General features: G+C 48.5%; 18 protein-coding genes. 8 read left to right on the plus strand and 10 right to left on the minus strand.

The window, feature by feature from the left end:
• Positions 1-120 precede the first annotated feature (120 nt).
• Entirely contained in the window at positions 121-549 is a 429-nt protein-coding gene (locus GWK09_RS14475) for a hypothetical protein (protein ID WP_163694185.1), read from the plus strand.
• 60 nt (positions 550-609) lie between these two features.
• Here GWK09_RS14475 and GWK09_RS14480 read toward each other — a convergent pair whose 3' ends face one another.
• From GWK09_RS14480 to lysS, 3 genes are all read right to left on the minus strand, one after another.
• Positions 610-2,043 (minus strand): SLC13 family permease, encoded by a 1,434-nt coding sequence (locus tag GWK09_RS14480; RefSeq protein WP_163694186.1) that lies wholly within the window; start codon positions 2,041-2,043, stop codon positions 610-612.
• 97 nt (positions 2,044-2,140) lie between these two features.
• Entirely contained in the window at positions 2,141-3,538 is a 1,398-nt protein-coding gene (locus GWK09_RS14485) for a PKD domain-containing protein (RefSeq protein ID WP_163694187.1), read from the minus strand.
• Positions 3,539-3,688: 150 nt separating this feature from the next.
• Positions 3,689-5,377: a lysine--tRNA ligase gene (gene lysS / locus GWK09_RS14490; protein ID WP_163694188.1), complete on the minus strand. Its 1,689-nt coding sequence runs from the start codon at positions 5,375-5,377 to the stop codon at positions 3,689-3,691.
• A 148-nt stretch (positions 5,378-5,525) separates the two neighbouring features.
• Between lysS and GWK09_RS14495 the strand changes: the two genes are divergently transcribed.
• From GWK09_RS14495 to GWK09_RS14505, 3 genes are all read left to right on the plus strand, one after another.
• Complete coding sequence (locus tag GWK09_RS14495) at positions 5,526-5,681, plus strand: YqaE/Pmp3 family membrane protein (RefSeq protein WP_163694189.1); 156 nt, start codon at positions 5,526-5,528, stop codon at positions 5,679-5,681.
• 20 nt (positions 5,682-5,701) lie between these two features.
• On the plus strand, positions 5,702-6,400 hold the full coding sequence (gene lipB / locus GWK09_RS14500; RefSeq protein WP_163694190.1) for a lipoyl(octanoyl) transferase LipB: 699 nt from the start codon (positions 5,702-5,704) through the stop codon (positions 6,398-6,400).
• A 107-nt stretch (positions 6,401-6,507) separates the two neighbouring features.
• Positions 6,508-6,732 carry a hypothetical protein gene (locus GWK09_RS14505; RefSeq protein ID WP_163694191.1) on the plus strand — a complete coding sequence of 75 codons (225 nt, stop codon included), beginning with the start codon at positions 6,508-6,510 and terminating at the stop codon, positions 6,730-6,732.
• Positions 6,733-6,778: 46 nt separating this feature from the next.
• Here GWK09_RS14505 and GWK09_RS14510 read toward each other — a convergent pair whose 3' ends face one another.
• From GWK09_RS14510 to GWK09_RS14525, 4 genes are all read right to left on the minus strand, one after another.
• A complete protein-coding gene (locus GWK09_RS14510) occupies positions 6,779-7,471 on the minus strand; it encodes a TapB family protein (protein ID WP_204260481.1) in 693 nt (230 codons plus the stop codon).
• Positions 7,472-7,476: 5 nt separating this feature from the next.
• Entirely contained in the window at positions 7,477-8,802 is a 1,326-nt protein-coding gene (locus GWK09_RS14515) for an OmpA family protein (protein WP_204260482.1), read from the minus strand.
• A 78-nt stretch (positions 8,803-8,880) separates the two neighbouring features.
• A complete protein-coding gene (locus GWK09_RS14520; protein WP_163694192.1) occupies positions 8,881-11,328 on the minus strand; it encodes a ribonuclease HII in 2,448 nt (815 codons plus the stop codon).
• A 28-nt stretch (positions 11,329-11,356) separates the two neighbouring features.
• The gene (locus GWK09_RS14525; protein ID WP_163694193.1) at positions 11,357-11,959 is read right to left on the minus strand and encodes a ribonuclease HII; all 603 of its coding nucleotides are present in this window, start codon (positions 11,957-11,959) and stop codon (positions 11,357-11,359) included.
• Positions 11,960-12,172: 213 nt separating this feature from the next.
• Here GWK09_RS14525 and GWK09_RS14530 point away from each other — a divergent pair, with 213 nt between their 5' ends.
• From GWK09_RS14530 to GWK09_RS14540, 3 genes are read left to right on the plus strand one after another with little or no spacing between them, the layout of a single operon-like run.
• Positions 12,173-15,190, plus strand: coding sequence for a SusC/RagA family TonB-linked outer membrane protein (locus GWK09_RS14530; RefSeq protein ID WP_163694194.1), 3,018 nt, complete (start codon positions 12,173-12,175; stop codon positions 15,188-15,190).
• A 12-nt stretch (positions 15,191-15,202) separates the two neighbouring features.
• A complete protein-coding gene (locus tag GWK09_RS14535) occupies positions 15,203-16,705 on the plus strand; it encodes a RagB/SusD family nutrient uptake outer membrane protein (protein WP_163694195.1) in 1,503 nt (500 codons plus the stop codon).
• Between the two features lie 18 nt (positions 16,706-16,723).
• On the plus strand, positions 16,724-17,545 hold the full coding sequence (locus tag GWK09_RS14540) for a motile sperm domain-containing protein (RefSeq protein ID WP_163694196.1): 822 nt from the start codon (positions 16,724-16,726) through the stop codon (positions 17,543-17,545).
• Positions 17,546-18,364: 819 nt separating this feature from the next.
• Here GWK09_RS14540 and GWK09_RS14545 read toward each other — a convergent pair.
• From GWK09_RS14545 to GWK09_RS14555, 3 genes are all read right to left on the minus strand, one after another.
• A complete protein-coding gene (locus GWK09_RS14545; protein ID WP_163694197.1) occupies positions 18,365-19,030 on the minus strand; it encodes a hypothetical protein in 666 nt (221 codons plus the stop codon).
• A gap of 75 nt (positions 19,031-19,105) precedes the next feature.
• A complete protein-coding gene (locus GWK09_RS14550; protein WP_163694198.1) occupies positions 19,106-19,813 on the minus strand; it encodes a hypothetical protein in 708 nt (235 codons plus the stop codon).
• Positions 19,810-24,156, minus strand: a complete 4,347-nt coding sequence (locus tag GWK09_RS14555; RefSeq protein WP_163694199.1) for a thrombospondin type 3 repeat-containing protein — start codon at positions 24,154-24,156, stop codon at positions 19,810-19,812. Before GWK09_RS14555 ends, GWK09_RS14550 begins: the two co-directional genes overlap by 4 nt.
• Positions 24,157-24,337: 181 nt before the next feature.
• Between GWK09_RS14555 and GWK09_RS14560 the strand changes: the two genes are divergently transcribed.
• Positions 24,338-26,314, plus strand: coding sequence for a putative porin (locus GWK09_RS14560; protein ID WP_163694200.1), 1,977 nt, complete (start codon positions 24,338-24,340; stop codon positions 26,312-26,314).
• The last annotated feature ends 366 nt before the right edge of the window (positions 26,315-26,680 follow it).

Below are 26,680 nucleotides of genomic sequence, written 5' to 3' on the forward strand. Positions count from 1 at the left end.
TAGAAATTGCGAAAACCATTATTCAGGCTGATACCACAAAGTGTTAATCATTTCTCAAGGGCAATAAAAACGGGCTTTTCGGGTTATATCTTTGCGTCAAATTAAACCAATAAAAGCGTTATGAATACACAATATACTTTAGTTTTTACGATGCTCCTTCTCGGTCTTGTGCTGAAAACCTCAGCCATGGAAAAGAGCAATGAGTACAACTTGGAGGTAGATTCCATCCTTTTTATCGAGGAGGACGAAGCTGCCAGTTTCGATTTCGATACAGCGACTTATTTGCCGGTCGACTTCAACCCCTATGCAGCGCCTTCAGATTTCAGACACGTGTCCTATATTGAGGAAAAAGCAGCGATTGACCTGGGTTTCGATACAAAGGAGTACTTGCCAGAGGGATTTGATCCCTATCGCTTCTTCTTCGACATCCATTCCATCGAGTATATCGAGGACGAGGAATTGTTGGATTTGGACCTGGCCATTATCAAACAGGTTCCCACAAGCGGACTTATGCTCCCTTATGAGAAGGAAATCAGGATGGGTTCCTAAGTAAGAACTCCGTAAATGATATCACCTATCCCCGAAAGGACTCCTTTCGGGGATATTTTTTTAAAAAAGCAGGGGAAATACAAACTGGAACATAAGCACCAGAAGGACCACGGAGATCAGGTTCAGGACGATCCCCACCCGGGCCATCTGTTGAACTTCAATATACCCGCTGGCAAATACAATCGCATTGGGAGGGGTAGCCATGGGAAGCATAAAGGCGCAGCTACTGGCTATGGTGACCGGGATCAACAGGTGCAGCATCGGGATGTCCAGGCCGATGGCGATCCCAGCCACCACAGGGGCGAGGACGGCGACCAGGGCCACGTTGCTCATCAATTCAGTCATAAAAAGCATTAACAGGATCAGGAGGGAGGCAGTCAGGAGGACCGGGAAGTCGCTGTTGGCAATGGCGGTGGAAACAACGTCTACCAGGCCACTGCTCGACATCCCGTTCGCAAGCGCCAAACCTCCGCCGAACAGGATCAGGATTCCCCAGGCCAGTTTACTGGTATCTCCCCACTGAATGATAAAATCGCCTTTCTTCAAATTATAAGGCAGTGCAAACAGGGAAACCGCTCCTACCATGGAGATGATCGTATCCGAAAGTCCCAGGGAGGGGAAAATACTATTTATGACCGTTCTGAAGACCCATAGAAAGACGGTCACCCCGAAAATGGCCAAAACCATTTTCTCTTTCCCGGAAGTGGGCCCCAGTTTCTTCAGTTCGGCCTGAATTACCTCGCGGGAAGCTGTGAACTGCAATTGGCGGTTGGGGAACATCCATTTTACCAGCACCCAGTAACAGATCAGCAATAAGATGATCGAGAAGGGCAGGCCGAAGGTCATCCATTTCAGGAAGGAGATCTCGATCTGGTACTGGTTCTCCAGTAACCCAATAAGTACCGAGTTGGGCGGCGTCCCTATAACCGTGGCGATCCCACCGGCGTTGGCCGAAAAGGCGATCCCCAGCATTACGCTGAGGGCAAAATTCCTGTCGTCTTTTGTAAAACCGTCCTCGTCGTGGATCAGCAGGCGGATCACAGACATGGCAATGGGGAGCATGACCACCGTACTGGCCGTATTGCTGATCCACATGCTCAGTGAGGCCGTGGCGATCATAAAACCCAGTACTACCTTATTGGGTGTGGTCCCGGTAATGCGGATGATGTTCAGGGCGATCCTCTTGTGCAGATTCACCTTCTCCAGCGCCAGGGCCAACACAAAACCGCCGAAGAAAAGGAAGATGATCGGACTGCCGTAATTAGAGCCCACCTCTGTGATATCCATGACATCCAGGCTCGGGAAGAGGATCAACGGCAGCAAGGCTGTTACAGAAATGGATACTGCTTCCGTGATCCACCAGACTACCATCCAAAGGGCCGTGGCCATCACCGCGTTGGCGTATTCCTTCCCGGGAAGAAGGTCCGGAAGGTTGATCAGGATGAGGAAAAGGGCAGGTCCCAGGAAAAGGCCTATCTTTTTACTCCAGGGCATAGGTTGTATTTTAGGCCTAATCTAGAGGTTATTTTTTAGTCTGGAAAATAAAAAAGGGAGCGATTCGCTCCCTTTTCCGAACATGGCAACCAACCCTTTACGGAGTGAGATCAATGATCGAAAGATCACTGTCACAGGCTCCGTAGAAGATCTTTATCTCATCCTCCTGGTCGAATCCCGCAATAAAGTATAGGTCGTTGTCCTTCAGGATGAGTTCGGGCAGGTAATTCCCGTTGTATTTTACCTGGGCCGTCTGCTCACCTTCTGTATTGAATTTCCGCAGGTACTCATCCGAGGAGATCACGAAGGAATTTCCAAGGGAGACCAAGGCTTGAATATTCGAAGTACCCTCGTAGAATTCCTTGCGTATAGTATTTCCCGCAGCGTCGGCGACCCGCAATTCCCCGTTGGCATACATTACAAGGTTCCCGTTGGAGAGCTCCGCGAGCTGGTAACTGCCATTAAATCCGTTACAATCCGATACGGCTCCTGTAAGGGAGGTATTCTCGTAGATGACATGCCCGGTCACGTTCAGGTCTCCGTCCATAAAGACCAGGAGAGGTTTGTAGTCAGAGACATATGGCAGGGTGAGGTTTTTGGTAAATACTGCCCCGTAAGCCACATAGCCTCCGTCTACGGGGATCATATCCCCGATCATGGAGTCGGCCGGGCCAAAGGCGTTCAGCGTAACCGCAAACGCATCTCCGGTGCTATTCCTTTTTTCCACCGCTGTCTTGTAGATGCCTCCATCTGCCTGGGTGCCGAAGTAAAGGTAGTCCGACCCGGAGGGTAGCTGACCGTAGCTGTGCTTGGTAGCACTGCTGATGGCGTTCAGCAAGGTCCAAACGCTGGTGTAATTAACCTCCTGCGTGCCATACAGGCTGCCTAAGGTCCTGGAGAAGACAAAATTCATCTTTCCGCTCGGGTAGAAATTCACAAATCCGCTTCCTGAATTATAGGGCTTATCCGCGATGTAGTTGGAGGCGTATTGAAACTCCTCGTCGAATTGGCGATAAAAGAATTTAGAACCCCCGCCGCCAACGTTATCCTGGTAGAGTTCGAGGGTATAGAGGTTCCCGGTGACCGGGTTGATGCCGGCCTCCAATGGTAAACCGGTAAATCCGGAAGGGATCTCCGGGAACAGGTAGGAGGCTTCAATGACCATTACGGTCACCGATTTGCTTTGGGTTTTGGTCTCTTCCCCATCGGATACCGTCAGGGTGATCGTATAGCTTCCCCCTTCTTCGAAACTGACCGTAGGGTTTTCAAACTCACTGCTGGTGCCGTTTCCAAAATCAAACGAATAAGAGGTTGCCCCTTCCGAACAGTTGCTGATAGTCAGCATCTCGCCTACGCGCAAAGTGGTGGCACTCAGCTCAAAGCAAGCTTTCAGGGATTCCCCTTCATCGGGGTTGTCGTCGATGACGGTAAGGCCGTCCTTAGAACAGCCGAGAATAAATATCAGGCCAAGGCCCAGGAGGTAGATTTTTTTCATAAACACAGAATTGAGGTTCCATGTTTATAAAACGTCAGGCTGCTGCTCTTATTTAAAAAATTAACAGGTTTTCGATGAGATGCACGGGAGTTAAACCCTTGAAAATAAATAATTTAGAAAATTTTAACAAGCAGTTCGTCGAGAAAGGCCCTACAGCAGGGTGCAGAGAAGATCTTCCCCCTCTTTGACCACTTTTGCCAGGCCGTGTGCATTCAATCCTTTCATCCCTTTATCCCAGGCTTTATTGCTCAATCCGGACTTTTCTTTGAGCAAAGGCAGGGAAATGGGGTTTTCCTCTTTTAACAGGCTTAAAATGGTCTTTTCATTCTCACTGAGGTCTGGAATCTTCTTCTCCGGTCTCATCTGGGGAAAGAACAGCACTTCCTGGATAGAGGCGTTGTCGGTCATCAGCATTACCAGTCGGTCTATCCCTATCCCTATCCCGGAGGTGGGGGGCATGCCGTATTCCAAAGCCCTGAGGAAGTCCTGGTCTATAAACATGGCCTCGTCATCCCCTTTTTCGGACAATTTCAACTGTTCTTCGAAACGTTCCCGCTGGTCGATGGGATCATTCAGCTCAGAATAGGCATTGGCGATCTCCTTCCCGTTCACCATGAGCTCAAAGCGCTCGGTGAGTTCGGGGTGGGAGCGGTGTTCTTTGGTAAGTGGACTCATCTCTTTGGGATAGTCGATGATGAATGTAGGCTGTATGTAGTGCATTTCGCATTTCTCCCCAAAGATCTCATCGATAAGCTTGCCCTTACCCATACTGTCATCGATCTCTATATCGAGCTTTTTGGCTACCTCCCGCACTTCCTCTTCGTTCATCCCGCGCAGGTCGTAGCCTGTATGTTCCTGTATGGCCGTAAGCAGGGGCACCCTTGGATAGGGCGCTTTGAAGTCGATCTCTTTCTTCCCCACCTTTACCTTGGTACTGTTATGGGCGTCCAGGGCCACTTTTTCGAGAAGGCGTTCCGTGGTCTCCATCATCCAGTGGTAATCCTTGTAGGCCACATACAGTTCCATGACGGTAAATTCGGGGTTGTGGGTGCGGTCCATTCCTTCGTTCCTGAAATCCTTGGAAAACTCGTAGACCCCTTCAAAACCGCCTACGATCAGCCTTTTGAGATACAATTCGTTGGCAATACGGAGGTAGAGGGGAATGTTCAGGGCGTTGTGGTGTGTCACGAAAGGCCTGGCGGCGGCACCCCCTGGGATGGGTTGCAGGATAGGGGTCTCCACTTCCAGGTAGCCCATCTCATTAAAGAATTCACGTATGCTGTTGGTGATCTTTGTCCTTTTGACAAAAGTTTCCCTGACCCTGGGGTTGACCACCAGGTCTACATACCGCTGGCGGTACCTTTGTTCTGGGTCGTTGAATTCATCGTAAACATGGCCTTCGGCATCTACTTTAGGCAGGGGCAGGGGCCTGAGGGCCTTGCTGAGGATGTCGAAGTGTTTCACCATGACGGTCTTTTCGCCCACCTGAGTAGTAAACAGTGTTCCATGTACCCCGATGATATCGCCAATGTCCAGGAGTTTCTTGTAAACCTCGTTATACAGGGTCTTATCCTCCCCTGTACAGATCTCGTCCCGGTTGAAGTATACCTGTATCCTGCCCTCACTGTCCTGTAGCTCCGCAAAGGAGGCCTTTCCCTGGATCCGGCGTGACATGAGTCGGCCTGCGATCACCACCTTTTTTCCCTCCTCGTATTCCTTTTTGATCTGGGTCGACTTCGTATCCACGGGATACAGGGCTGCGGGATAGGGGTTGATCCCCATTTCCTTTAATTTGGCCAGTTTTTCCCTCCGTACTACTTCCTGTTCAGACAGTTGCATATTCCCAAAATTGAGCTGCAAATATAGCCAGATACGGGCAATGTTTCAATGAAAATCGAGTACGGGCCTGAAAAATTAAAAGCATCGGACTGTAACGATTACTCAAAAAAGGATACTGATAATATACATCAATCAAAATCACTTTGCCATGAGCTTTTGGCGCGTTGTGCTCGCTATTCTCTTTCCCCCCTTGGCGGTTATCGGGAAGGGGTGCGGGTCTATTCTTATCGTTTTCCTGCTGACTCTCTGCGGATGGGTCCCCGGGGTGATTGCCGCCCTGATCATCTTGAATAATCCCAACTGATAGGCGTATCTTTGCAGCCTATGAACAAAAAAGTAGGCATACAGGACCTGGGATTAAAGGATTACAAGGAGACCTGGGATTACCAGGAGTCTTTGTTTCAGGAGATCCTGGGTATCAAGATCCGCAACAGGCGGGAAGGCTTGACTATGCCTACTCCCAATCACTTTTTATTCGTGGAGCACCCCCATGTGTACACCCTGGGTAAGAGTGGAGATATTTCCAATCTACTGGTCAGTGAGGAACGCTTGAAAGAAAAAGGGGCTACATTCTACAAGATCAACCGGGGAGGGGACATCACCTACCACGGCCCGGGGCAGATCGTGGGCTATCCCATCCTGGACCTGGACAATTTCTTTACCGACATTCACAAATACCTGAGATTACTGGAAGAAATGATCATCCTCACACTGGCCGATTACGGCTTAAAAGGGGAGCGCTCCAAAGGGGAGACCGGGGTCTGGCTGGATGTAGGTACCCCCTTTGCCCGGAAGATCTGTGCCATGGGTGTGAGGGCCAGCCGGTGGGTAACCATGCATGGCTTTGCTTTCAATATCAACACGGATCTCTCCTATTTCGACCTCATGATTCCCTGCGGGATCAAAGGCAAGGGCGTCACCTCCCTGAATCTCGAGCTGGGCAAGGAGGAAGTGCCCATGGAGGAGGTCCGCCAAAAACTCCTGCGGCATTTTACAGAGCTCTTTGAGGCGGAATGGGCGTAGGTACTTCCCAGGTTTCCCTTTGATAAACCATTTTAACGCCGGTAACTGTAACAATTAGCCGTCTCACGCGTCTATAGAGTAGTCAACCTAATTAAAGAACAACTAAAATGTCAAGCATCAGAACACAATTCACGCACAAGAGCATCATGCTCGGGATCCTTTTCCTGGGAGTGCTGCTGAACTCACAATTTGAGTCGTGGAGTTCAGAAGATGCTGTAGCAGAACAGGCCGATACCCCTGCCCTGGAAGTAGAGGCCGAACAACCCCAAACTACAGATTCTCTGGAAGCCACTTATGAGGAAGATGAGACCGCAATTGCCGGGCTGGGGTAAAAAAGATAATTATCCCGAGGTCCCTATCACGTAAATATTCCTTTTTTTATTGAGAGTATGCTGTCAAGAGGGTGGAATTTATCAGATCGCCGTCCTTTTGATAGCTTTCTTGTTTCACCATTCCTATTCCTTCTGCCAGCCATTGGCGGCTCGGGAATGTCCTGTTGATTCCCATGGATCTGGTCTGCGTATCGCTGTAGATCACATAACAGTCGAATTCACCGGCAGGTGTGTTGATCACTTCTTTCTTTTCAACTTTCCTGTTTAGGATAAAGATCTCGGTTTTCATATTCATGCCGCCCATGCTCATGGTCATAGTGACATTGGCATCCGAAAGGGTATCTCCTACATTCAGGCTATTGGGTAATTCGATGTCTGTTCCGGTGACCTCCATCTCCATGTTTCCCATTTGTTCCATCATGTTATCGGGTAACAATGAGTTGTAGTCAATAGCTATCTTATCATCCTCGCATCGGATGCTGTAATCCGAAGTAAACACCTCTTTTCCTTTTTCATTTTTCAGGGTCATGCTCATATCGGCCTTGGTCATACCGCCTTCGTTGCTCACATTCGACACTAAATAATTAACCGTTCCTTCACTTTTCCCCTTTTTGTTGTAGTTCGTATACTGCATAGTCATTCCTTCCCGCATGGGATAGTACTTGCTGCAATCGATCTGACCTAAGCCGGTGTAGGAGATGAGCAAAATGACTGCAAGCGAGTACATTGTTTTTTTCATGGCCTTTATTGTTTTATAAATTCGACTCTACGGTTTTTAGCCTTTCCGTCCGGGGAGGTATTATCAGCAACGGGCTGAGATTCTCCTTTGCCCTCTGCTGTCAGCCGTGCGCCCTCTATCTCATAAATGCTGATCAGGGCCTCCCGTACGGCTTCAGCTCTTTGGCGGGAAAGGTCGAGATTAGACGCTTCTGTCCCGTCGGCATCCGTATGTCCTACAATTTTCAAGTTCATGTCTTTTTCCTGTTGCAGAACCTGTGATATCTGACGGATGATTCCCATGGATTGGGGTTGGATCTTTGCAGAACCAACACCGAAGAGAATGCCATTAGTGGATGCCCTACCCTCGGCAAGCAAGGTGCGCCTGAGGTCGAGACCACCCTCGGCCACTTTTAAATTGGTAATAAAAATGCGTTCTTCCCCATCTTTAAAATTGTTCATATGGAATTTAAGGGTGTTTATGACTGCACCTGCCGGGACAATCCTGGGTATATCAATATGTTTTTCTTCATTGACCCAAAGGCGAAAGCGTTCCTTATTTACTGCAATGGATATATGGGGGCGGTTGAGTACTTCGTCTCTGAGGTCGGCCTTCACCACACTGTAAATTTCACGTTTGTTGTTAATGTGATTGGCCATGGTTATTCCTATAGGGGAGTACTGACAAAATGGTATCGAGGCCTGAACGAAGTTAGCCCCTTCTTTAAATGCCCCATCGTCGCTTAGGTCAACCCGCAGCATGGCCGTAGAAGATGTTCGTTTGCTGAGTCCAACAGCTGTAACATCGAATTCAATGGTGTATTCTTCCGGTAGATCCGGCACATCAGGGATAAAATAGATATTATAACCAGAAACAAGCTCGAGCCATTTTTCATCCGAGTCATCGAAGGTCACCAATTCCCCGGATCCATTGGTATTCCATTTGGAAGGAAAATCGCCAATAAATTCATTTTGAAAATCCTCAAAAAACAAGATCTTGTCACCAGGGACATAATCGAATTTACTGTAGACCCTCATCTCCTGAGGTCCATTTAGTACACCTGGTGATTTTTTTGTATCGGTGTCACCCTGGCCTGGCGTATCCATCTGGGGTATGGGGTTCCCATCCTTATCTCTGGCGACCTCACCTTTCTTTCCAGGTTCCAGGATACTGTCCAAGACCTCATCTGTTTTTTCGGAGGTTTCCTTTTCCACCCTTCGCTCAATAGTCCTCTCGGCGGCTCTTTCTGCGCTCTTTTTTAGCTTTTTTAGAATCTGGCCCTGGGCCGTGGGAATAATGGCCATCGATGCCATGATAATCCACAGGCTGGATCTTCGGATTAGTGGTCTCATAACTTATGGTGGTTTAGTCTTATAAGGTATAAGAAAAATTGGGTTTGGGAAAATTTTATCAACTGATTTTTAAGCCCACTAATTCAACGAATACACGATCAGTGAATTCTCCTCGAACTTGGCTGCGATCTCAACCCTCCGGTCGTTGTCTATATCACTTAGGTCGATGGGTGAGTTCGCGTAGACGGGGAATCCCGTAAAAGGAATAGCGTTGCTGTCAAACAGGTAGGCCCGCTGGGTCTGGATGTCGGTCACGCTCACGTAGATCTTGTCGTAGACATAAAAGATGCGGGGTTTGGTGTACACCCCCAGGTCGAGGGAAGCCTTGTTCCCCTTGATGGTGAGTTCGTTGTCATTCATCAGGCACAGGGTCTTCACAGTAGCGTCCATCCCGTGGTCCTTGGCCAGGTTGAAACGAGTGTTGGTGAGTTTCCCCCTGGTATCGATGGAGAACAGCGTGCCGGTCTTGTCCGTAACGATGAACTTGTCGTTGTAGAGATAGACATCGTTTTCTGAAAAATCGATCTTTTCGTTCACGGCCACCCGGGTGTCGCCCACGCGGTTGAGGATCTTCAGGGTCCCGTCTTCCAGCCTGAATACCAGGTAATCCCGCGTACCTATTCTAAAGTGTTTGGGCCGGTCCAGCACAGCACTTTCTGCCTTGGTATATTTAAAGCCCGATACTGTATTGCCCTTGCCGTTGTACATGCGGACATCACTGCCCTGGGTCACCACAAATCGGTAATTTCGGTTCCCTTCATAATCAAAGACTGCCAGAGGGTTTAGGATGGCACCCGGAAACTTCTTGGTAAACGGGGCCACTTCCTTCCCGTTCCGGTCCAGCACCAGGAACTGGTTGCTCGTGGTAAAGGCGAGCTGTAGCCGGCCATTTTTGTAAAGGTCGATCTGCTCTATCCTCCCCTGTACAGGTCCTCCCAATTCCTTTTTCCAGAGGATTTTTCCCTCGGAGGAAATGAGATAGAGGTTATTCTCAGAATCCTGCACTACGATCTCCTTTTTATTGTTCCTGTGGTCCGTAACGAACTGAGGGGTATTAGCCAGAGGCGCATCGAGCTGTATGGTAAAACGCGGATTTACGCCCTGTTTTCTGGAACGGCCTGATTTCCTTTTTTGAAGCAGGTTCAGGTGGGAAAAAGACCGGTCGGCCACCACCTGGAAGGCCAATAAGGGATCTTGCATTGAAGACGCATTTGAAAGCTGGACCAGGCCCGAAGGAAGGAGCTCGGCCGCTATTTTTTCCATTTTGTCCTTATCTCCCAACAATAACAGGGAGGAGGCTTCCGCCAGTTCTTCCCTGGCGCTCTGATAAGACGCTGAGGTGTCATAAGTGCTTCCGCTGTTGATATTCCTGATGATCAGCTCCAGGAATTCCTTGCTTTCGCTAAAGACAAAGGCATTGTCCAGTGCAGTGTAATGTGTGAATTTAAAATCCTTCAGGAGGGATGGGAAGGCCGCTTCCAGCAGATCATCCGGACTGAGTTCGCCTATTTCTTTTCCCTGGTAATCATAAGAAGAGGAGCGCATCCTCAGCAGGTATTCAGACAGACTCAGGGCTCCATAGGTGTTCATAAGGACGGCCCTGTTGTTTCCCTGGAAGACGAGACCTATCTCTTCCACGGTTCGGAACAGCGTATCAGAGGCCCGGGCTTTGGGGTAGGACTTTCGCTGATTCTCAGCAAAAACCGTATGGTCCGTAAAGGATAGGGTCAGGATCCCGTCTGCCCCTTCAGGGGCAAGGGAAGCCAGGGAATTTATTGTGGGTTGGGTGTGCTCAAAGAGGGTCAGGAGGGAAGGAAGGCTGTCATTGGGAACGCCAACCCCTGTCCATTGGAGTTTATCGGAGGCAGTGCTGAGGTCGAGAGCCAGGGTTCCTGCCAGGTCAGACCATTTTCTTGAACTCTCCTTCTGATTGAGGAGGTCGAGGGAATCCGCCTTGTCAGAATCCACGAAGAGGGTAAGGGGCTTGCCGGAACCTGATTTTTTGAGGAGGGAAAGGAGTTTTAAGGGAGGGCCGTCTTTAAAATCCGACTCCCTAAGATCGTTAAGAAGCCCGGAATCCCGACTTCTGAATTCCAAATTGCCTATCCGAATCTTTGAAAAACCCGACTCTGATTGAGTTTCTGCAGCCTCCGAGCTCAGGGAATCCACGGGAGTTTCATCGGTGGGGTCAAGGGAATCTACTTCTATAACCTGCCCGGGTACTCTGGAGATATAAAGATAAGAGAGACTGTCCCCTTCTGCCGGCAGGGCCGCGAGATAGCCCGGCTCGTCTATGTTCAGGTCATTGAGTTGACTCAGGAATGTAAGAATCTGAACAGACGGTACTGATCCCGAATTGTAATCATTCTGCTCCAGCTCCCTTTTGGCGGCGGCAGGATCGTGTACCTTCAGGATGAAAACCGCGTTCTGGGGGATGGCTTCCTCGGGGGTCCGGTCGGATCTATCCAGCGGATTGCACGCCGTGATCAAAAGGGCGATTAGACCAATCGCAAGGAAACCTTTCATAAGACTATTTTGCGACAAAAATAGAAGATTAAAGTTCAAGGGATAGGGGTTCGATCTTGATTTTAAAACTTTTTCTGTGGTATGGGGTAAGGCCGTGTTCGAGGATGGCGGCCTTGTGCTCCCGGGTGGGATATCCTTTGTTTTGTTTCCAGTTGTACATGGGGAATTCCTCGTGCAGGGCTTCCATATACCGGTCCCTCGCATTTTTGGCAAGGACGGAGGCAGCCGCGATACTCAGGTATTTTCCGTCCCCTTTGACGATGCATTCATGGGAATATGCGCCATAAGGCTTAAAGCGGTTGCCGTCTACCAGGATATGCCTGGGTTGCAGGCGAAGCCGGTCGAGCGCCCTGTGCATTCCCAGGATGGATGCATTGAGGATATTGATCTCATCAATGGTCTCGGGATCGATGTGCACGATGCCAAAATCCAGCGCCCGGGACTCGATCTCTTTTTCTGCCTTCAGTCTTTGCCTCTCTGTAAGCGCCTTGGAATCGTTGAGCAAAACGGAGGTAAAACCCGGGGGGAGGATCACGGCAGCGGCGGTTACCGGACCTGCAAGGCAACCCCGCCCGGCCTCGTCCGTTCCGGCCTCAAATAGAAAGCGGTGATATTCTCTTAATAAACCCATAAATGACCTCAGGGAAAAGAACAGTTTTCAATATATTAAAAAGGGCTATTCGTTAAATTATTTGATAAAAGTAAGGGGAATCCTTAAAAACTCTGAATAATCGATAATAAATGATGATATTTTAACACGCCTTAACCTCGTCTTCACTTCTCATTTGGATAATTAAAAGTTAATCATCATTTTTGCAGCTGGCTAATTCAAAAATCTAATTAAATGAAATCAAAGTTAACTTGGATGTTGACACCTTTGTTGGTGCTCTGCATGAGCTTTTCTTTTGCACAAGAGAAAAGGATTTCAGGTGTTGTGACGGACCAGACAGGTCTGCCGCTGCCTGGTGTTGCTGTTATTGTCGAAGGGACAACTACAGGAACGCAAACCGATTTTGACGGAAACTATACCCTCAACGCCCGGGTAGGGCAAATCCTGAGGTATAGCTATTTGGGTCAGAAGACGGTGACGAGAACGGTTGGTACCGCAAATACTATGAACGTTCAAATGGAAGAAGATGCCCAGGCACTCCAGGAAGTGGTAGTACAGGGGTATAGAAACTCCACCAAAGAGAAGTCGAGCATTGCCTCGGTAACTATCAACGCGGATGAGTCCATCCAGAACAGACCGAACGCGAGTTTTGTACAGACCCTTTCCGGACAGGTAGCAGGTCTTAACATTACTACCAGCACAGGTCAGCCAGGGGCGGCTTCAAATGTAAACCTTCGTGGTGTTACTTCCATTAACGGTAACACTCAGCCGTTGTACATCATTGACGGTGTTCCTGTCGATGAGGACAACTTCAGGAGTTTGAACCCACAGGACATCGCTTCTGTATCTGTACTTAAAGATGCCGGTGCAACTGCCATCTACGGAAACAGGGGTGCGAACGGGGTGATCGTGATTAAGACCCGTCAGGGTAATTTCAATCAGGGTCTGCAGATTAACTACACTGGGATCATGAGTTTCAGTACCCTGCAGGATAACGATTACAATCTGATGGATTCTCAGGAGCAGTTGACCCTGGAGAAACTTCGAGGCGCCGGAAGGGGAAATACCTTAACGGATGCTGAGATTGCAGCGGCTCCGACCTTTGACTGGGCTGATTATTTCTTCGATACAGGTCTTACTCAGAACCATACCCTTACACTGCAATCGGGTAGTGAAAGAGCCACTCAGTTTACTTCCCTTGGATATTTTGATCAGGAAGGTATCCTTCAGGATTCTGGCCTGAAAAGGTTCAGTATTAGGAATAATACAACCGGAAAGTCTGAGAATGAGAAATTCAATTACGGTACTAATATTACTATTAACTACTCAACTTCTAACGAGCCTAACAATATTGGGTCTGGAGCCATTAACAGGAACTACATCCTCGGGGCGTACCAGTCTGTTCCTTATATTACGGCCGATGATTACACCAATGGGGCAGATTTGTTATCCCCGCTTCTTTTCTCCAATACACCTCTCTTCCTGATCGACAGGTTGCGAACATTTACAAGGAAAGAGGAAGAAGTGAAGATCATTGGAAGTTTCCAGGCTGGTTACCAGATCACAGATAATCTATCTGCTAATGTAACAATGAGTGCAGATTACCAGAATGAAATTGAAACTGAGGCGGAAGGCCCAACCTCTTTCAACGCTTTGTTGTTTGGTGGTGCCGAGAACCCAACCTCAGGATATCAGGATCAGGTTACGGTAAGACAATTCAGTTACAACCAGGTAACTTCCCTGAATTACAACAACACCTGGGGAAAACACACCCTGGATGCCGGAGTATATTCAGAATACTTTAAAGCGCACTTAAGGACTTTTGGTTTCCGCGAAAACGGGTTAGACCCGAAGACCTTCTTCCCAGGGGATGGAGCCGGATTTATTCCGACCTTTCTAGACCCAGCCACAGGAGCCGTATTATTCGTGGATGAGCCTTTCGCAACCATCCGTAACGCCGGTCTGTTCTCCGTGTTCAGTCAGGCAGATTACGACTACGACGGTCGGTATGGAATCACTGGTACAATCAGACGAGATGCTTCCTATCGTTTTGCAGGAAGTAACCGTTACGCGAATTTCTACTCTGTTGCAGCGCGATGGAATATTGATAACGAATCCTGGATGGAAAATTCCATCTTTGATGTCCTGAAGCTGCGTGCGTCCTATGGTACCTCTGGTAACCAAAGGATTTCAGGGAACACCTATTTCTCAGCTCCGGACCTTACCAGGAACTTCTTTGCCACAGGGTCAGGATATGGAAACAACAATTCCATCTTCCTATCTCAGATCGCCAATACGACACTGCGATGGGAAACAGTTACCCAGGGTAACGTAGGTATCGACTTCGAACTGTTCAACAATAGGTTGAGGGGTAGTGTTGATGGATATATCAAGGAAACTTCTGATCTTTTCCAGAGCACCCCGGTTTCTGCTATTAACGCAGTAACCCAGTTAGATGCCAACACGGGAACCCTGACTAACACAGGGGTAGACCTTACCTTGAACTACAACATCCTCAATGGAGGAGATGACGGGGTAAACCTGGTACTGAACTTTGTGGGTAACTACAACAAGCAGGAGTTAGGTGATCTTCCTTCCGAAGACGGTGAATTAATCGGTACCGGTAGGAACGGAGGAAAACTCTTTGAATACTTCACCGTGAGATACGCCGGGGTAAACCCAGCTAACGGAAACCTGTTGTTCCTGGATGCAGACGGCAATGTTACCGAGAATCCCGATGCCGATACAGATCGTGTATGGTTAGATAAGAACATCTACCCTGATTTTAACGGTAGCTTTGGTTTCAACCTGGACTACAAAGGATTCTTCCTTCAAACCCAGTTTAACTACACCTTGGGAGTTGATCGATTTGACAATGACCTGGCCGGTTTCCAGAACCCGGACAACATCGGACAGTTCAGGTCTTCACGCGACCTTTTGAGGGCATGGACTCCAGATAACAGGATCACTGATATCCCCGCCTACGACGCATTTAACAGGGCGGCTGTAGGATCAACCCGATTCCTGAGAAATGCTGATTTCCTCAGATTGAGGTTCGCATCCATCGGATACAATTTCCCATCCCGATTCCTGGATGGCACCGGTCTTACAAGGTTGAGAGTCTTCGGAAACGCGGAGAACCTGTTTACGATTACCGAATGGAGAGGATTTGACGCAGAAGCGCTGAGTAACACCTCACGCCTCTATCCAACACCTAAGACTTTATCAGTAGGATTCGAATTAGGATTTTAAACAAAAAGAGCAATGAAAAATTATAGAAAAATATTTTATCTATTTGGTTTGGTGACCATGCTCGTGGCTTGTAATGATGCTATCGACATTGACCAACCCGGACGATTAGACGCGGATGCCGCCTTTGAAAGTGTGGCAGATCTGCAATCCGGACTCTTCGGGGTCTATGCAAATTACGACCTCAGTGGTGAGATCGCATTCAGTTCCATCTTTACTGATGAATTGTCTATTGGTTTTGACAACGGAGGGCAAGGACTTGCCGATTACGGCTTTGTATTGAATGCGGGAAGTGTTGCTCCCGCTGTGTTCTGGACCGGCGGTTATGCTGCTATTAACTCGGCCAACAGGCTGATCGAGGCTGCGGAGAGCATTACTCCGGAAGCCGGAGAAGAGGCCCAGTACAACGATATCCTTGGACAATCCTATTTCCTCAGGGCATGGGCTCACTGGTTCCTAATGGAATACTTCACGACAGATTACGCTGATGACAATGCCTTAGGCGTGATCGCGTTAGATCGTGTTCCCAGCATTGACGAGCAATTGTTGAGAAACACGAACGGGGAAGTGTACGCCCTTATCCTTGCAGATTTGGATCGTGCCGAGTCTTTGATCAGTACAGATACCAGCGACCCGACTTTCGCTAATAGGGATGCTGTTACAGCCCTTCGCGCAAGAATCGCTGCCTATCGTGAGAACTACACCCTGGCAGCTACGCTGAGCCAGCAGTTGTTAGACAAATACGGACTGGCCAACAGAGCTCAGTACGAGGCCATGTTTCTCGATACGGATAATACAGAGGTCATATTTAAGCTCGAAAGAACAAATAATGATCCTTATGACGGACAGGGAGCTACAGGAAGCCCGGCCGCTGGTGGATGGGCTGGTGCCCGATTTGCCTTTGTGGATGCCACGCTGGCAGGATCTCCTTACTTTGAAATGGGACGTTCCCTCTTTAACCTCTATGACCCTGCAGACATCCGTTATGATGTGAATGTAGCTCCTACGAGCTTGATCGATCCGGACTACACCACTAACAACGACCCAGCCACCGATATTCTGGTGATCCAGAAATACCCAGGTTCTGAAGGCCAGCCGTTAATGAATGACCTTAAGGTATTTCGTTCTTCTGAAATGTTGCTGATCCGCGCCGAGGCATATGCCGATGCCGGTAGCATCAACGGAGCTACGAATTCTGCAGCGGCTTTGTTGAAGCAGTTGAACGATGCCAGATTTGGTACAGATACAGCTTTGCCGGTTTTTGCTAATCAGACAGAAGCTTTTGCCGCCATCCTGGATGCAAGAAGGATTGAATTATCCTTCGAAGGCCACAGGTACAAAGACCTAAAGAGATTGGGTGAGCGTGCCAACCAGGGCGTGTTGAAGGATCCAATAGATTGTGCCTTTAATGGCGCCTGCAGCCTGCCTGCTACAGATTTTAGGTTTACACTGCCTCTGCCCATCGTGGAGTTCAATGCAAACCCAGGTCTTAGAGAGCAACAAAACCCTGGTTATTAATCCAAAAAAAGACAAATCATGAAAAAATATATTTCACTTATAGTCCTGGCTTTCGTAGCCCTCACGTCTTGTGAGGAGGACCTGCTGGTTTACGATACGCCCGATGGATTTATCCAGTTGTCTGCTGAAAGCGGATCGATTACGGAAGATGCAGCGACATCTATTGTTACGCAAGTCCTTCTGGGAAGGGGAACTAATGAATCTGGTGTAACTGTCAGCTTTTCGGTTACCTCTTCGGATCCCAGCCGTTACGTTGTGAGCCCATCTACGGGTACCATAGATATCCCTGCTGGAGAATTCTCTGCAGACATCGAAATCACACCTATAGATAATTTCGCAGCTGATGGTGACCTCGATGTGGTCATTGAGTTGTCTTCCGGTAATTCTTTGCCCATCGGTATCGGTGGAGAGGGAGGCTTTAATACAACCCGTACGATTACCATTATAGACAATGACTGCCCTGTAGACATCAATGCATTTGTGGGCACCTTTACAGTCTTTGAGAACTTTACTGCCGGTGTTAACTCGCCAAATGGTCTCAGTGATTTCTTTAATGAATCTTATCAGGTTGAGTTGGCCCTGGCGCCGGGAGATACCTCTGGTACGAAGGTGGTCATCACGAATAGCGTTGGATTTAATGAATATATTCCTGACGGAACCGTAATGACCTTCCTGGCTTGTTCCGGCACGGTATCCTTCGATGCTGGATTCCCAAGAGTAGGTGATTTCAGGACCTTTGCATACACCGATTCTTCCTATGATGAAGTGGCAGGAGTTATTCAGTGTACGGGACCACTCGCTACATTTGGGCCTTATCAATTCACATTTACAAGGCAATAACAATAAGAGTCTGATCAAATAAAACCTGCGGTTTCTGCCGCAGGTTTTTTTATGCCCGATAGGCAGAGGGTTCTGAATGAAAAATCATAGTCCGCAAAGATCAAGCGGCTGGGTGAGAAGATTTTGCAGATACATACGGAACTTTTGCCTAATGATTCTACACCCCGTGCTGCTCCGTAAGGAAGAATGGGACATACCAACCAAGAGCGGGTGTTATTTGGGCAATGGGCGGGTTGTTTAAAAAGGAGTTCTAGTAGGATACGACCTGAAGAATTTCTGTTTCTCTTATCTTTTTGATCTTCCCCTTATTGACAACGTCCGTTAAGAAGATGTTGGTTCAAAGTAGGGATTAACTTCTTTCCCAATTTATTGAGAAGGAGCACTTGATCATTGTTCCGTTCGAATCTGTTTCGCCTGCTCACTGCGACCAAACGAAAATTTCACTTGAGAACCTCCTTGTTAGGGCCGAAAAGGGAGCGGACGTGGAAAAGGAGGTCTGTTAAAGGCGTGTCCTGAACTGTTGATAAAAGTGGGTGGCTCGGGAATTCCCAAGACCTAAAATCTTTCTCCTTGAGTAAGGGCTATCCAAGCCTGATGGAAATGCATATCTGACCATGGGAGAAGACTGTGCGAAAAAGATCCACTGAAAGCAGTGCAGCCTGTGTAATAGGGGGCGTTTCACCAATAAAATTTGAATAAATCTTTTGAGCGGATTCGCACAGAATGTTAAGGCGTTATAATAGAAACTAAAGGGGTTCTTTTCACGTACAAAAAAACCCGTACTGTTCATGTACGGGTTTTATAAAGGTAGAGGCAGTTTCAGAGGGAATTATAAAAGGCGAGTATTTGAAGTACTTCCTCTTCCGTCCTCATCTTGTTTTTATTTTTTTTGGCAAAAGCCTCCACTTCTTTCTGATGGTCCGGGAGGGCGGACAAGATGTCCTTGCTTTTTATCCGAACTTCGACCCCTGCATTTCCTTCCGTTATCAGATAGTAGGTAAGGTCATCGTCAAATTTTGCGGGCTGGTCCTTGGAATAGGAAGACGTAGCCTGTCGCTCTTCGATAAATTCCTTGCGTTGTCTGAGGAGGAGTCGAGCTTTTCCTTTGTTCTTTTCAATAAAGTAGGCTTTTTTGATCGCCCCGTTATTCTTGTAATTTTCGATGAGATAGAGATTGCCATCAATTTCGGCACTGAGGTATTCTCGCTTGAGAAGGGTTATTACACCTTTGTCTGTTTTCATTTCGATCCCGTCCTGGTAGGCATTGTAACGCAACAGGCCGTTATAGGGGTCTTGCCCTTTCACAAATACCTTTCCCAGTGCAAACTCCTCATTTGCATATGGAGAACCCTGTACATTGGGGGGCAGATTATTGACCCCGCCCAGGGTGGTATTGTTGATGTATTCCGTGGGAAGGTCGATGTTCTGCCCATAGGCACAGGCGGCACCCATTACGAGAGCCAGCATAAAATTTCTTTTGATCATGAATTACATTGTTTTATTTGCTGTAATGGTTTCAAAAACCATTCCAGTATCGGTTTTTAAATTTGAATTCTGTCATTATTGCACCCGGAATTCGAAAACCTCCGAAAGTGAGGTGTTACTCTGGCTGTCCCGGGAAAGGACCCGCCAGTAATAAATCGTACCCGCATCTATGGTCGCGACAAAGGTGCTCTCGGTGGTGGTCCCCTGGGAGGCAAGTGCAGCGGTATCCGTCCCGAAGAAGACCTCGAAATCCACAAGGTCATTATCCACATCGCTTCCTGCCCAGACCAGACTCACGTTTCCGGTGGCAGCAACTGTGGAACCCCTTTCCGGGCTAACTACTTCTGCAGGGAAAGGTGCGTAATTTTCCACCCCCGCTCCCTGGTTGTAAAACCTCCAGGTAGCACTCGTAGCAGTTTCATTGGTACCGTTGGCCCTGGAGATTACGAACCACTCATAGGGAACCCCCCTGAGGAGGGTAAGGTCTGTACTGTTGGTGCTCACATTGGATCGGGCGGTATTGTTGTTGTCGAGGTTCCTGACATTCAGTTCATAAGTGTCGGCATTCTGTGCTTCCGTCCAGCGAAAGGTCACCGTGCTTTGGGTGGCATTCACAACCACGCCCTCATTGCACTCCGTGTTGTTGTCCGGGAAGATCAACGTAGCGGCCGAAGGGGGAGTCACCAAAACCGGTGGTTCCGGCTCCGGATCACCATTCCCACTACCCCCGCAGGAGACCAGGGCCAACATCAGAATCCCCAGAATGGGTACTTCGTATCTCATTTTCGAATGATTTTATATGTGAGTAAACTGGTGGATGTCCTTACATTCAGGAGATAGATCCCCCTGGAAAGTGCATCCACATTAAAGCGTATTTCGTTGTTCTGTGCGCTGTATTTCTTGCGGAACACCGTTTTTCCATTGAGGTCGAACAATGCCACCTCTACCTGGTCCGAGCTGTTGTTCCCCAGGTAGATATTGAGATCGCCTGAGGAGATCGGGTTGGGGTAGATCAGGAGTTCATCGCTGAGGCGGATGACCTCCTCATACACCCCCTGGCAGTCCTTATCCGTTCTCACGGTCAGTATGTTTTCAGCTTTGGACAGGGAAAGGGTGATCTGGCTTTCATCAGTGCGGTAGACCTCTCCGTTGAGATTGATGGTATAGGCCTTTCCTCCGGACAGATCCAGGGTCACCTTATTGTCAAAAGAGTCTACCTTGGAGGAAACGGACAGGTCTTCCGGTTCTGAAACGGTGAGGAAGAAACAGGACTCATAGTTTGCCTGTCCTTCTACGGTGATACAGACCTCGTAGATACCCGCCTGCAGATTTTCAACAGTCAGAATATCGGTGAACCCAAGACTTTCGTTTAGTCCGGCACCGATCACGGTAGCCGTGTAATTGAGGACTTCCAGGGTTTCAACGGTAATGCTGCCATCATTATTTCCACGGCAGGTCTCCCCTGTGCTGAGCAGTCTGAAATTGTTCGAAGGCAGGCTGAAGACCTCGCAACCGTTCACATCCACCACGGCTCCCTGAGGGGTATTGTCGCAAAGATCGTTCCCGTTGGGTACTCCATCGTTATCTGCATCATCGTCACAAACATCACCGATTCCGTCCCCGTCGGCATCCTCCTGGTTGGGATTCGCAACAAGAGGACAGTTGTCGTCCACGTCAAGGATCCCGTCATTGTCGTCATCCGTATCACAAGCATCCCCCTGTCCGTCGCCATCGGTATCGGTCTGACTCGCATTGCCCACCAGCGGGCAGTTGTCATCCACATCGAGCACACCGTCATTGTCGTCATCCTCGTCATCCTGAAAGCCTTCTACCACCAGATCATCGATAATAACACCTTCCTGGGTAACCGAAGGGTCGGAATGGAAAACGATCCGGAAGATCACATTGGATTCGCCCGTAAGGTCGGGTTCCCCCAGGGCTGCATTCGCAGTGAAGTCATAGGCGTATTCCTTCATGGTGGCGTCCGTACCGGTCCACTGTGCACCCGGGCAGTTCTGGCAGTCGTCCTCTGCCCCGGAACTCTCATTGGTACGGTCACTGTTGTACCAATTGGGCTGACTATTGATATTTCCCAGAACCTGCCAGTTGGCCCCATCGTCTGTGGTGTATTCCACGTACACGATATCGAAATTGATCTCGAGGTCGAACGCCATCTGGAATTTCAGGACAGGCGCCAGTATGCTGGATAGTTCGTAACAATCACTCACGAGGTAGGCAAGGGTTCCATCCGGGTGATCCCCGTCGAGATTTGTACCATAAACTTGTGTCCCGGAACTCGCCTGGTTCAGCAAGGTTCCCTGAGGCACCCCTCTTTCCCAAACCGGGGTACTACCCCCATCATTGTACGTGTTGAGCGCGTCTGCAGCAGTTTCAAAAGTATTGATCGCCCCTCCTAGCCCAAAATCGTTCACGTAGAAGATATGTGAGACCGTGTTATTGTCCGCAAAGGCGTCATTGGAGATGAAAACCGATACCTCCAGGGTATAGGCACCTATGGTTGAAAGACTGAGGGAGGGTAGTGACAGGGTCGTGTTCTCATCGCTGCTCAAGGTTACCGGGGCATTGAAATTCTGAGGGCTGCCGCCATTCAGCCTGTAGGTCACATCTACGGAAGTAATTGGGTTCAGTCCGTTGTTCTCCACCACGATCTCCGGAAAGATCTCCCCGCAAAGGAACAGATCGTTGGCAGGGGAAAGGGATACCAGTCTGACGTCATTATCCGGGACCTGAATGGGTATGGGGGATTGCCATACCCCTCTGCCGTAAGTGGAAGCGGTTATGAGCTCGTCGTCCAGGCTGATGTCGAGGTCGCTGATGGCCACACTTGGGAGATTAGTAAAATAGTCTTCCCATTCTGTAGCCGTGCCATTTATCAAAGAGTCATCCGTCCGATAGACCCCCAGGCTGGTGCCTACAAAAATAGGGTTGTCTGTGTGTCGGCCCTGGTGGACGACGGAGAAAAAGGCCTGGTCTGAAGGGAGATTTCCGGTAATATCCTCATCGGGACCTGCATCCCCGTTGGCATTGACGGGGACCTTGTAGACCTTTCGGGTAACCCCTTGTTGCTCAGACTGGGACCTTCCTACCCTCCGGGAGGTGATTACATAGATGGCCGAACCGTCATTGGTATTTACGGCTATGTCCGATATCTCGGCTCCGGCATTGAAAAAAGCTGTAAAGGTTTGACCCCCATCATCACTTCTCTGCACGAAATTCCCTTCGGCGGCATAGATCACCAATGGATTACTTGGGTCGACCTCCAGATCATCAATACCCCCTGTCGTACTCGGAATAGTGTATAATTTTTGCCAACTAGAACCTTCCAGTTTGTACACGGCATCGAATCCTGAATACACATCCCCTGTGCTGCTGATAGCCAGAGGAGTGATCCAGTTACCCTGTATGGTGTTGTTTTGTGAGTCCCTGGGTGGACCTACAAAGCCGATAGACTGGCCAGAATTCGATGACACATTCAGGGATCCGCCGAACTGAGTAAAGCCGTACACCAGATTGTCGTTGTTGGGATCGATCACATTGTCCATTCCATCGCCCCCGTGATAGTTCTTCCATTCCCCGTTCTGGAGGATCTGGCCTCCGTTGTCCTGCAATCCGCCTATCATTTTGGTGGCATTGTTCGGGGAGACAGAAAGACGGTAGAATTGTCCCACAGCCATACCTGCCGTGTAATCCGTAAAACTGGCCCCTCCGTTGGTAGATCGATAAATGCCCCCGTCCGTACAGGCAAAGACCTGGTCGTTGAAGATCTTTATGGTATGGATGTCTGCATGCGTATAGGCGCTGTTGTTTACAAACCACTGGTTGAGGCGGGTAAAGGAATTTCCCCCGTTTACGCTCTTCCAGATGTTGAGGCAGCCCATATAGATTTCGTTGGCATTGGTGGGGGAGACCTCAAGGGCCAGGTCGAACCAGGCCTGGCTCGATTCCATGATGTTGGTGGTGTTAGGGCTTTGGGTGAATGTCTGGCCGCTGTTGGTGGATTTATATAGCCCCTGAAAGCTGAAATTACTTGATCCTGTATTGGCAGAAAGTATATACAGTACTTCAGGGTTAGCTGCAGAAACACCCAGCAAGGCCCTGCCCGAATTTGTCGGCAAGACGACATTTTGTCCGGTCTCCTCATTTCTCAGATTGGAAAATGTTGCCCCGCCGTTTGTGGATTTGTAGAAATTAATCTGGTTTCCACTTCCACCTAAATAACGACCTACGATGGCATAAACGGTATTGGGATCTCCCGGTTTTAGCTTTAAATCTGCAATATAACCGCTAAGCAAGGGGCTGCCCCATGTGACACCGGCATCCGTACTTTTGTAAAGTCCTGTATTGGTAGCAACCCACAACACGTTCGAGTCCGTTGGGTCTATTAGGATCACCGTCATCAGCGTATTGACATTCGAAGTGGATGGGTTTAGTCCGGTCTCCTGCCAGGTGGCACCCCCATCCAAAGATTTGAATACACCCACACTGTAGGAATCGGCGGCGTCATCATCCCCTGTGGCTATGTAGATGATATTGGAATTCTTGGGATCCACGGCTATACTGGAAACCCCGATCTGAGGGAAGTTGTCGAAGAGGTTGGTCCAGGTAGCTCCGGCATCCGTGGTCTTCCAGATACCCCCGGCAGGTGCCCCCACATACCAGATATTTGGGTTATTGGGGTCTACCTCAATGGCATTGGTCCGTCCGGTTCCGGGTAGTCTGCCTGAAAAGATACCGACCTGTTGGGGGCCTGCCGATGTCCAGGCACTCGTCGGGTTGGTGGTCATCCCCTGGCGGTTCTGTTTGTTCTCCCAGGTCTGCCAGAGCTGTTTAGGGGTGGGTAGATACCCTCGTGAATCCACAAAATGCATCCAGTAGTTTTCCCACCGTTTAAAGGGTTTAAACCCGCTTCCCTTGGCGTTGGGATCCCGGTCCTTCCAATAGGTTTCGAAAGCTTCTGAGATCTCGTAGATCGTTTTGGGTTGTTCAGGGGAAAGCGTATTGAATTGACTCCCATCCGGCCCTGCCAGCCAGGGGGCGTTCTGATTGAACTGGGCATGGGAAAAGGAGCCCGCCAACAGGCAGAGCAAGAGTAATTTTCTTATCATGCTAATTTTTTGGTCTAATATCCCTAAAATTTCGGGATTATTCAATTTTTTTAGTTCTATGTATGCCTTTTTTAAGGATTATGTAGTGAGGCTGCCCAAGATAAACAATAGCGGACTATTCTTACAGAAGTTTCACACTTCTTTAGGACGAAAAAAGTACCTTTGCCGGAGTCGACTAGTTATGAGGTACCTGTTTACAATTTTATTACTCCTGGCCATTATTCCTGGAACGTCCCAGGATAAGTTGCCACCTCCTGGGAAAGAAAAAGATTCTGCACAGTTCAGAAAACAAAACCTCAGGCCGTCCTTAAGTACAGGGTCAGAAGAACCCGTCAATAAGATCGAGGAATACAAGATCATCTCGTATTCCAGGGATACCACGTATCTCGATACTACCCTTACAATTCAGAAAGAATACAGTTACAATTACCTGAGACGGGATGATTTCGAACTCATGCCCTTTGCCAACGTAGGTCAGCCATACAACCATCTCGGCATAGATCCGGCCAGGATCAACCTGTATCCTTTACTCGGGGCACGTGCCAGGCATTTCAACTACCTGGAGAAAGAGGATATAGCGTATTACAACGTCCCTACGCCTATGACGGATCTGTTCTTTAAGACCACTTTTGAACAGGGGCAGCTACTCGATGCGATGATCACCTTCAATACCTCTCCCAGGTTTAATTTTTCTATTGCCTATAAGGGATTCCGATCCCTGGGGAAATACCAGTACAGTCAGATGGAATCTGGAAATTTCAGGACCACTGCCAATTACCTTTCAAAGAACCGGCGGTATGCCCTAAGGGCCCACATTACCGGCCAGGACATTCTGGGAGAAGAGAATGGGGGGCTGATAGCCAAGGAGTTGCAATTTGAATCCGAGGATCCGGAATTCCAGGACCGGTCACGGATAGATGTTTTCTTTACGAATGCCCGCAATAAGGTGTTGGGGAAAAGGTACTTTCTGGACCACCGGTATGCTTTGGCCAGGAAAAAAGATTCAGTATCGGATTCCTCATTGGGGATAGGCCATGAATTTACGTACGAGACCAAGTACTATCAGTTTCAGCAGGATGCCCAGAACGACTATTTTGGTGAAGACCTTTTTAGTCCGATCGATGACAAGGCTACCCTGAAGACCTTTTTCAACCAGGTAAGTCTGGACTATTCCAACAAATTCCTGGGGAGTATAAAGGGATTTGTGAACTGGTACCAGTACAACTACTTCTTCAACAGCCTGCTGATCACGGAAGGGGGTACCATCCCCAACCAGCTCAGGGGAGATGAACTCTCGGTGGGAGGGAGTTACAGCAAGCGAATAGGTCCATTTTCTATAGATGGTAACCTGGCTTACGGGATCACAGGGGATCTGACCAATTATATTTTTGACGCTTCTGCCGGGCTGGAGATCAACGAGGGGAACACCGTCCGGTTCAGTGTACACTCTTCTTCCCGTAAACCCAACTTTAATTTTCTGCTGTACCAGTCAGATTACGCGAATTACAACTGGTACAATGCGGAACTCTTCGAAGATGAGAGCGTACAAAGCCTGAAATTCGACCTGAGATCAGAGGTCTGGGGAAACCTAACAGCCCAGTATTCCATCACGGATAACTACACTTATTTTTCCTCCAATGCGACAGAACAACAGATTGCGGATGGGGCGGAGAACGCCTTTGTGACCCCCAAACAGGAGGGGAGTTCCGTGAATCATTTGAAGGTAAAATACGCAAAGGAATTCAGGTTCGGAAAATGGGCGCTGAACAATACGGTTATGTATCAGGAAGTTACCCAGGACAACCGGGTATTGAACTTGCCCCAGCTAGTGACCCGCAATACGCTCTATTTTTCAAGTGATGTTTTTAAAAGGGCCATGTTCCTGCAGACGGGGGTGACCTTTAAATATTTTACAGCCTACAACATGGATGCTTACAATCCCTTACTGGGGGAATTCTATGTGCAGAACCGGGAGGAGCTGGGCGCTTTTCCCATGCTCGACTTCTTTATCAACGCCAAGGTGCGTCAGACGCGGATCTATCTCAAGGCTGAACATTTTAATTCCTCCTTTACGGGAAATACCTTTTATGCGGCTCCCGGGTATCCCTATCGCGATTTTGTGATCCGGTTCGGACTGGTCTGGAATTTCTTTTCCTGAAAAAAGCAGGGGGAATAAAAATTTTTCTTCCAAAATCACATCTCATTATCAAGGGTTTAGAAAGCTGATTTTTAAATCAAAAAATTTTTCTCGCTATGAGTTGTGCAACCGAAAAAAGGGTTCTATATTTGCACCCGCTTAACGAGGGATCGTTGGGTGTAAAGAGTAAGAAAGACAAGTTCATTGATATATTGGTAGACAGCGAATTAAGCCATAGATGGCGCTTTAGGGTGTCGTTGTATGGATTGATTAAGATTCTTTAAAGATTTAAGGAAACACAAAGAACCGTTTTGAGGCGGGACAGCTTTTGAGGGTTATTGCATTGATGAGATATTAATGTTATAACGATGAAGAGTTTGATCCTGG

Source organism: Muriicola jejuensis (assembly GCF_010671595.1).
Classification (GTDB): Bacteria; Bacteroidota; Bacteroidia; order Flavobacteriales; family Flavobacteriaceae; genus Muriicola; species Muriicola jejuensis.

Bases quoted from the DNA above. Each gene is read 5' to 3' on its own strand.
- GWK09_RS14475 (WP_163694185.1), top strand. From the start codon at position 121: ATGAATACACAATATACTTTAGTTTTTACGATGCTCCTTCTCGGTCTT.
- GWK09_RS14480 (WP_163694186.1), bottom strand. From the start codon at position 2,043: ATGCCCTGGAGTAAAAAGATAGGCCTTTTCCTGGGACCTGCCCTTTTC.
- GWK09_RS14485 (WP_163694187.1), bottom strand. From the start codon at position 3,538: ATGAAAAAAATCTACCTCCTGGGCCTTGGCCTGATATTTATTCTCGGC.
- lysS (WP_163694188.1), bottom strand. From the start codon at position 5,377: ATGCAACTGTCTGAACAGGAAGTAGTACGGAGGGAAAAACTGGCCAAA.
- GWK09_RS14495 (WP_163694189.1), top strand. From the start codon at position 5,526: ATGAGCTTTTGGCGCGTTGTGCTCGCTATTCTCTTTCCCCCCTTGGCG.
- lipB (WP_163694190.1), top strand. From the start codon at position 5,702: ATGAACAAAAAAGTAGGCATACAGGACCTGGGATTAAAGGATTACAAG.
- GWK09_RS14505 (WP_163694191.1), top strand. From the start codon at position 6,508: ATGTCAAGCATCAGAACACAATTCACGCACAAGAGCATCATGCTCGGG.
- GWK09_RS14510 (WP_204260481.1), bottom strand. From the start codon at position 7,471: ATGAAAAAAACAATGTACTCGCTTGCAGTCATTTTGCTCATCTCCTAC.
- GWK09_RS14515 (WP_204260482.1), bottom strand. From the start codon at position 8,802: ATGAGACCACTAATCCGAAGATCCAGCCTGTGGATTATCATGGCATCG.
- GWK09_RS14520 (WP_163694192.1), bottom strand. From the start codon at position 11,328: ATGAAAGGTTTCCTTGCGATTGGTCTAATCGCCCTTTTGATCACGGCG.
- GWK09_RS14525 (WP_163694193.1), bottom strand. From the start codon at position 11,959: ATGGGTTTATTAAGAGAATATCACCGCTTTCTATTTGAGGCCGGAACG.
- GWK09_RS14530 (WP_163694194.1), top strand. From the start codon at position 12,173: ATGAAATCAAAGTTAACTTGGATGTTGACACCTTTGTTGGTGCTCTGC.
- GWK09_RS14535 (WP_163694195.1), top strand. From the start codon at position 15,203: ATGAAAAATTATAGAAAAATATTTTATCTATTTGGTTTGGTGACCATG.
- GWK09_RS14540 (WP_163694196.1), top strand. From the start codon at position 16,724: ATGAAAAAATATATTTCACTTATAGTCCTGGCTTTCGTAGCCCTCACG.
- GWK09_RS14545 (WP_163694197.1), bottom strand. From the start codon at position 19,030: ATGATCAAAAGAAATTTTATGCTGGCTCTCGTAATGGGTGCCGCCTGT.
- GWK09_RS14550 (WP_163694198.1), bottom strand. From the start codon at position 19,813: ATGAGATACGAAGTACCCATTCTGGGGATTCTGATGTTGGCCCTGGTC.
- GWK09_RS14555 (WP_163694199.1), bottom strand. From the start codon at position 24,156: ATGATAAGAAAATTACTCTTGCTCTGCCTGTTGGCGGGCTCCTTTTCC.
- GWK09_RS14560 (WP_163694200.1), top strand. From the start codon at position 24,338: ATGAGGTACCTGTTTACAATTTTATTACTCCTGGCCATTATTCCTGGA.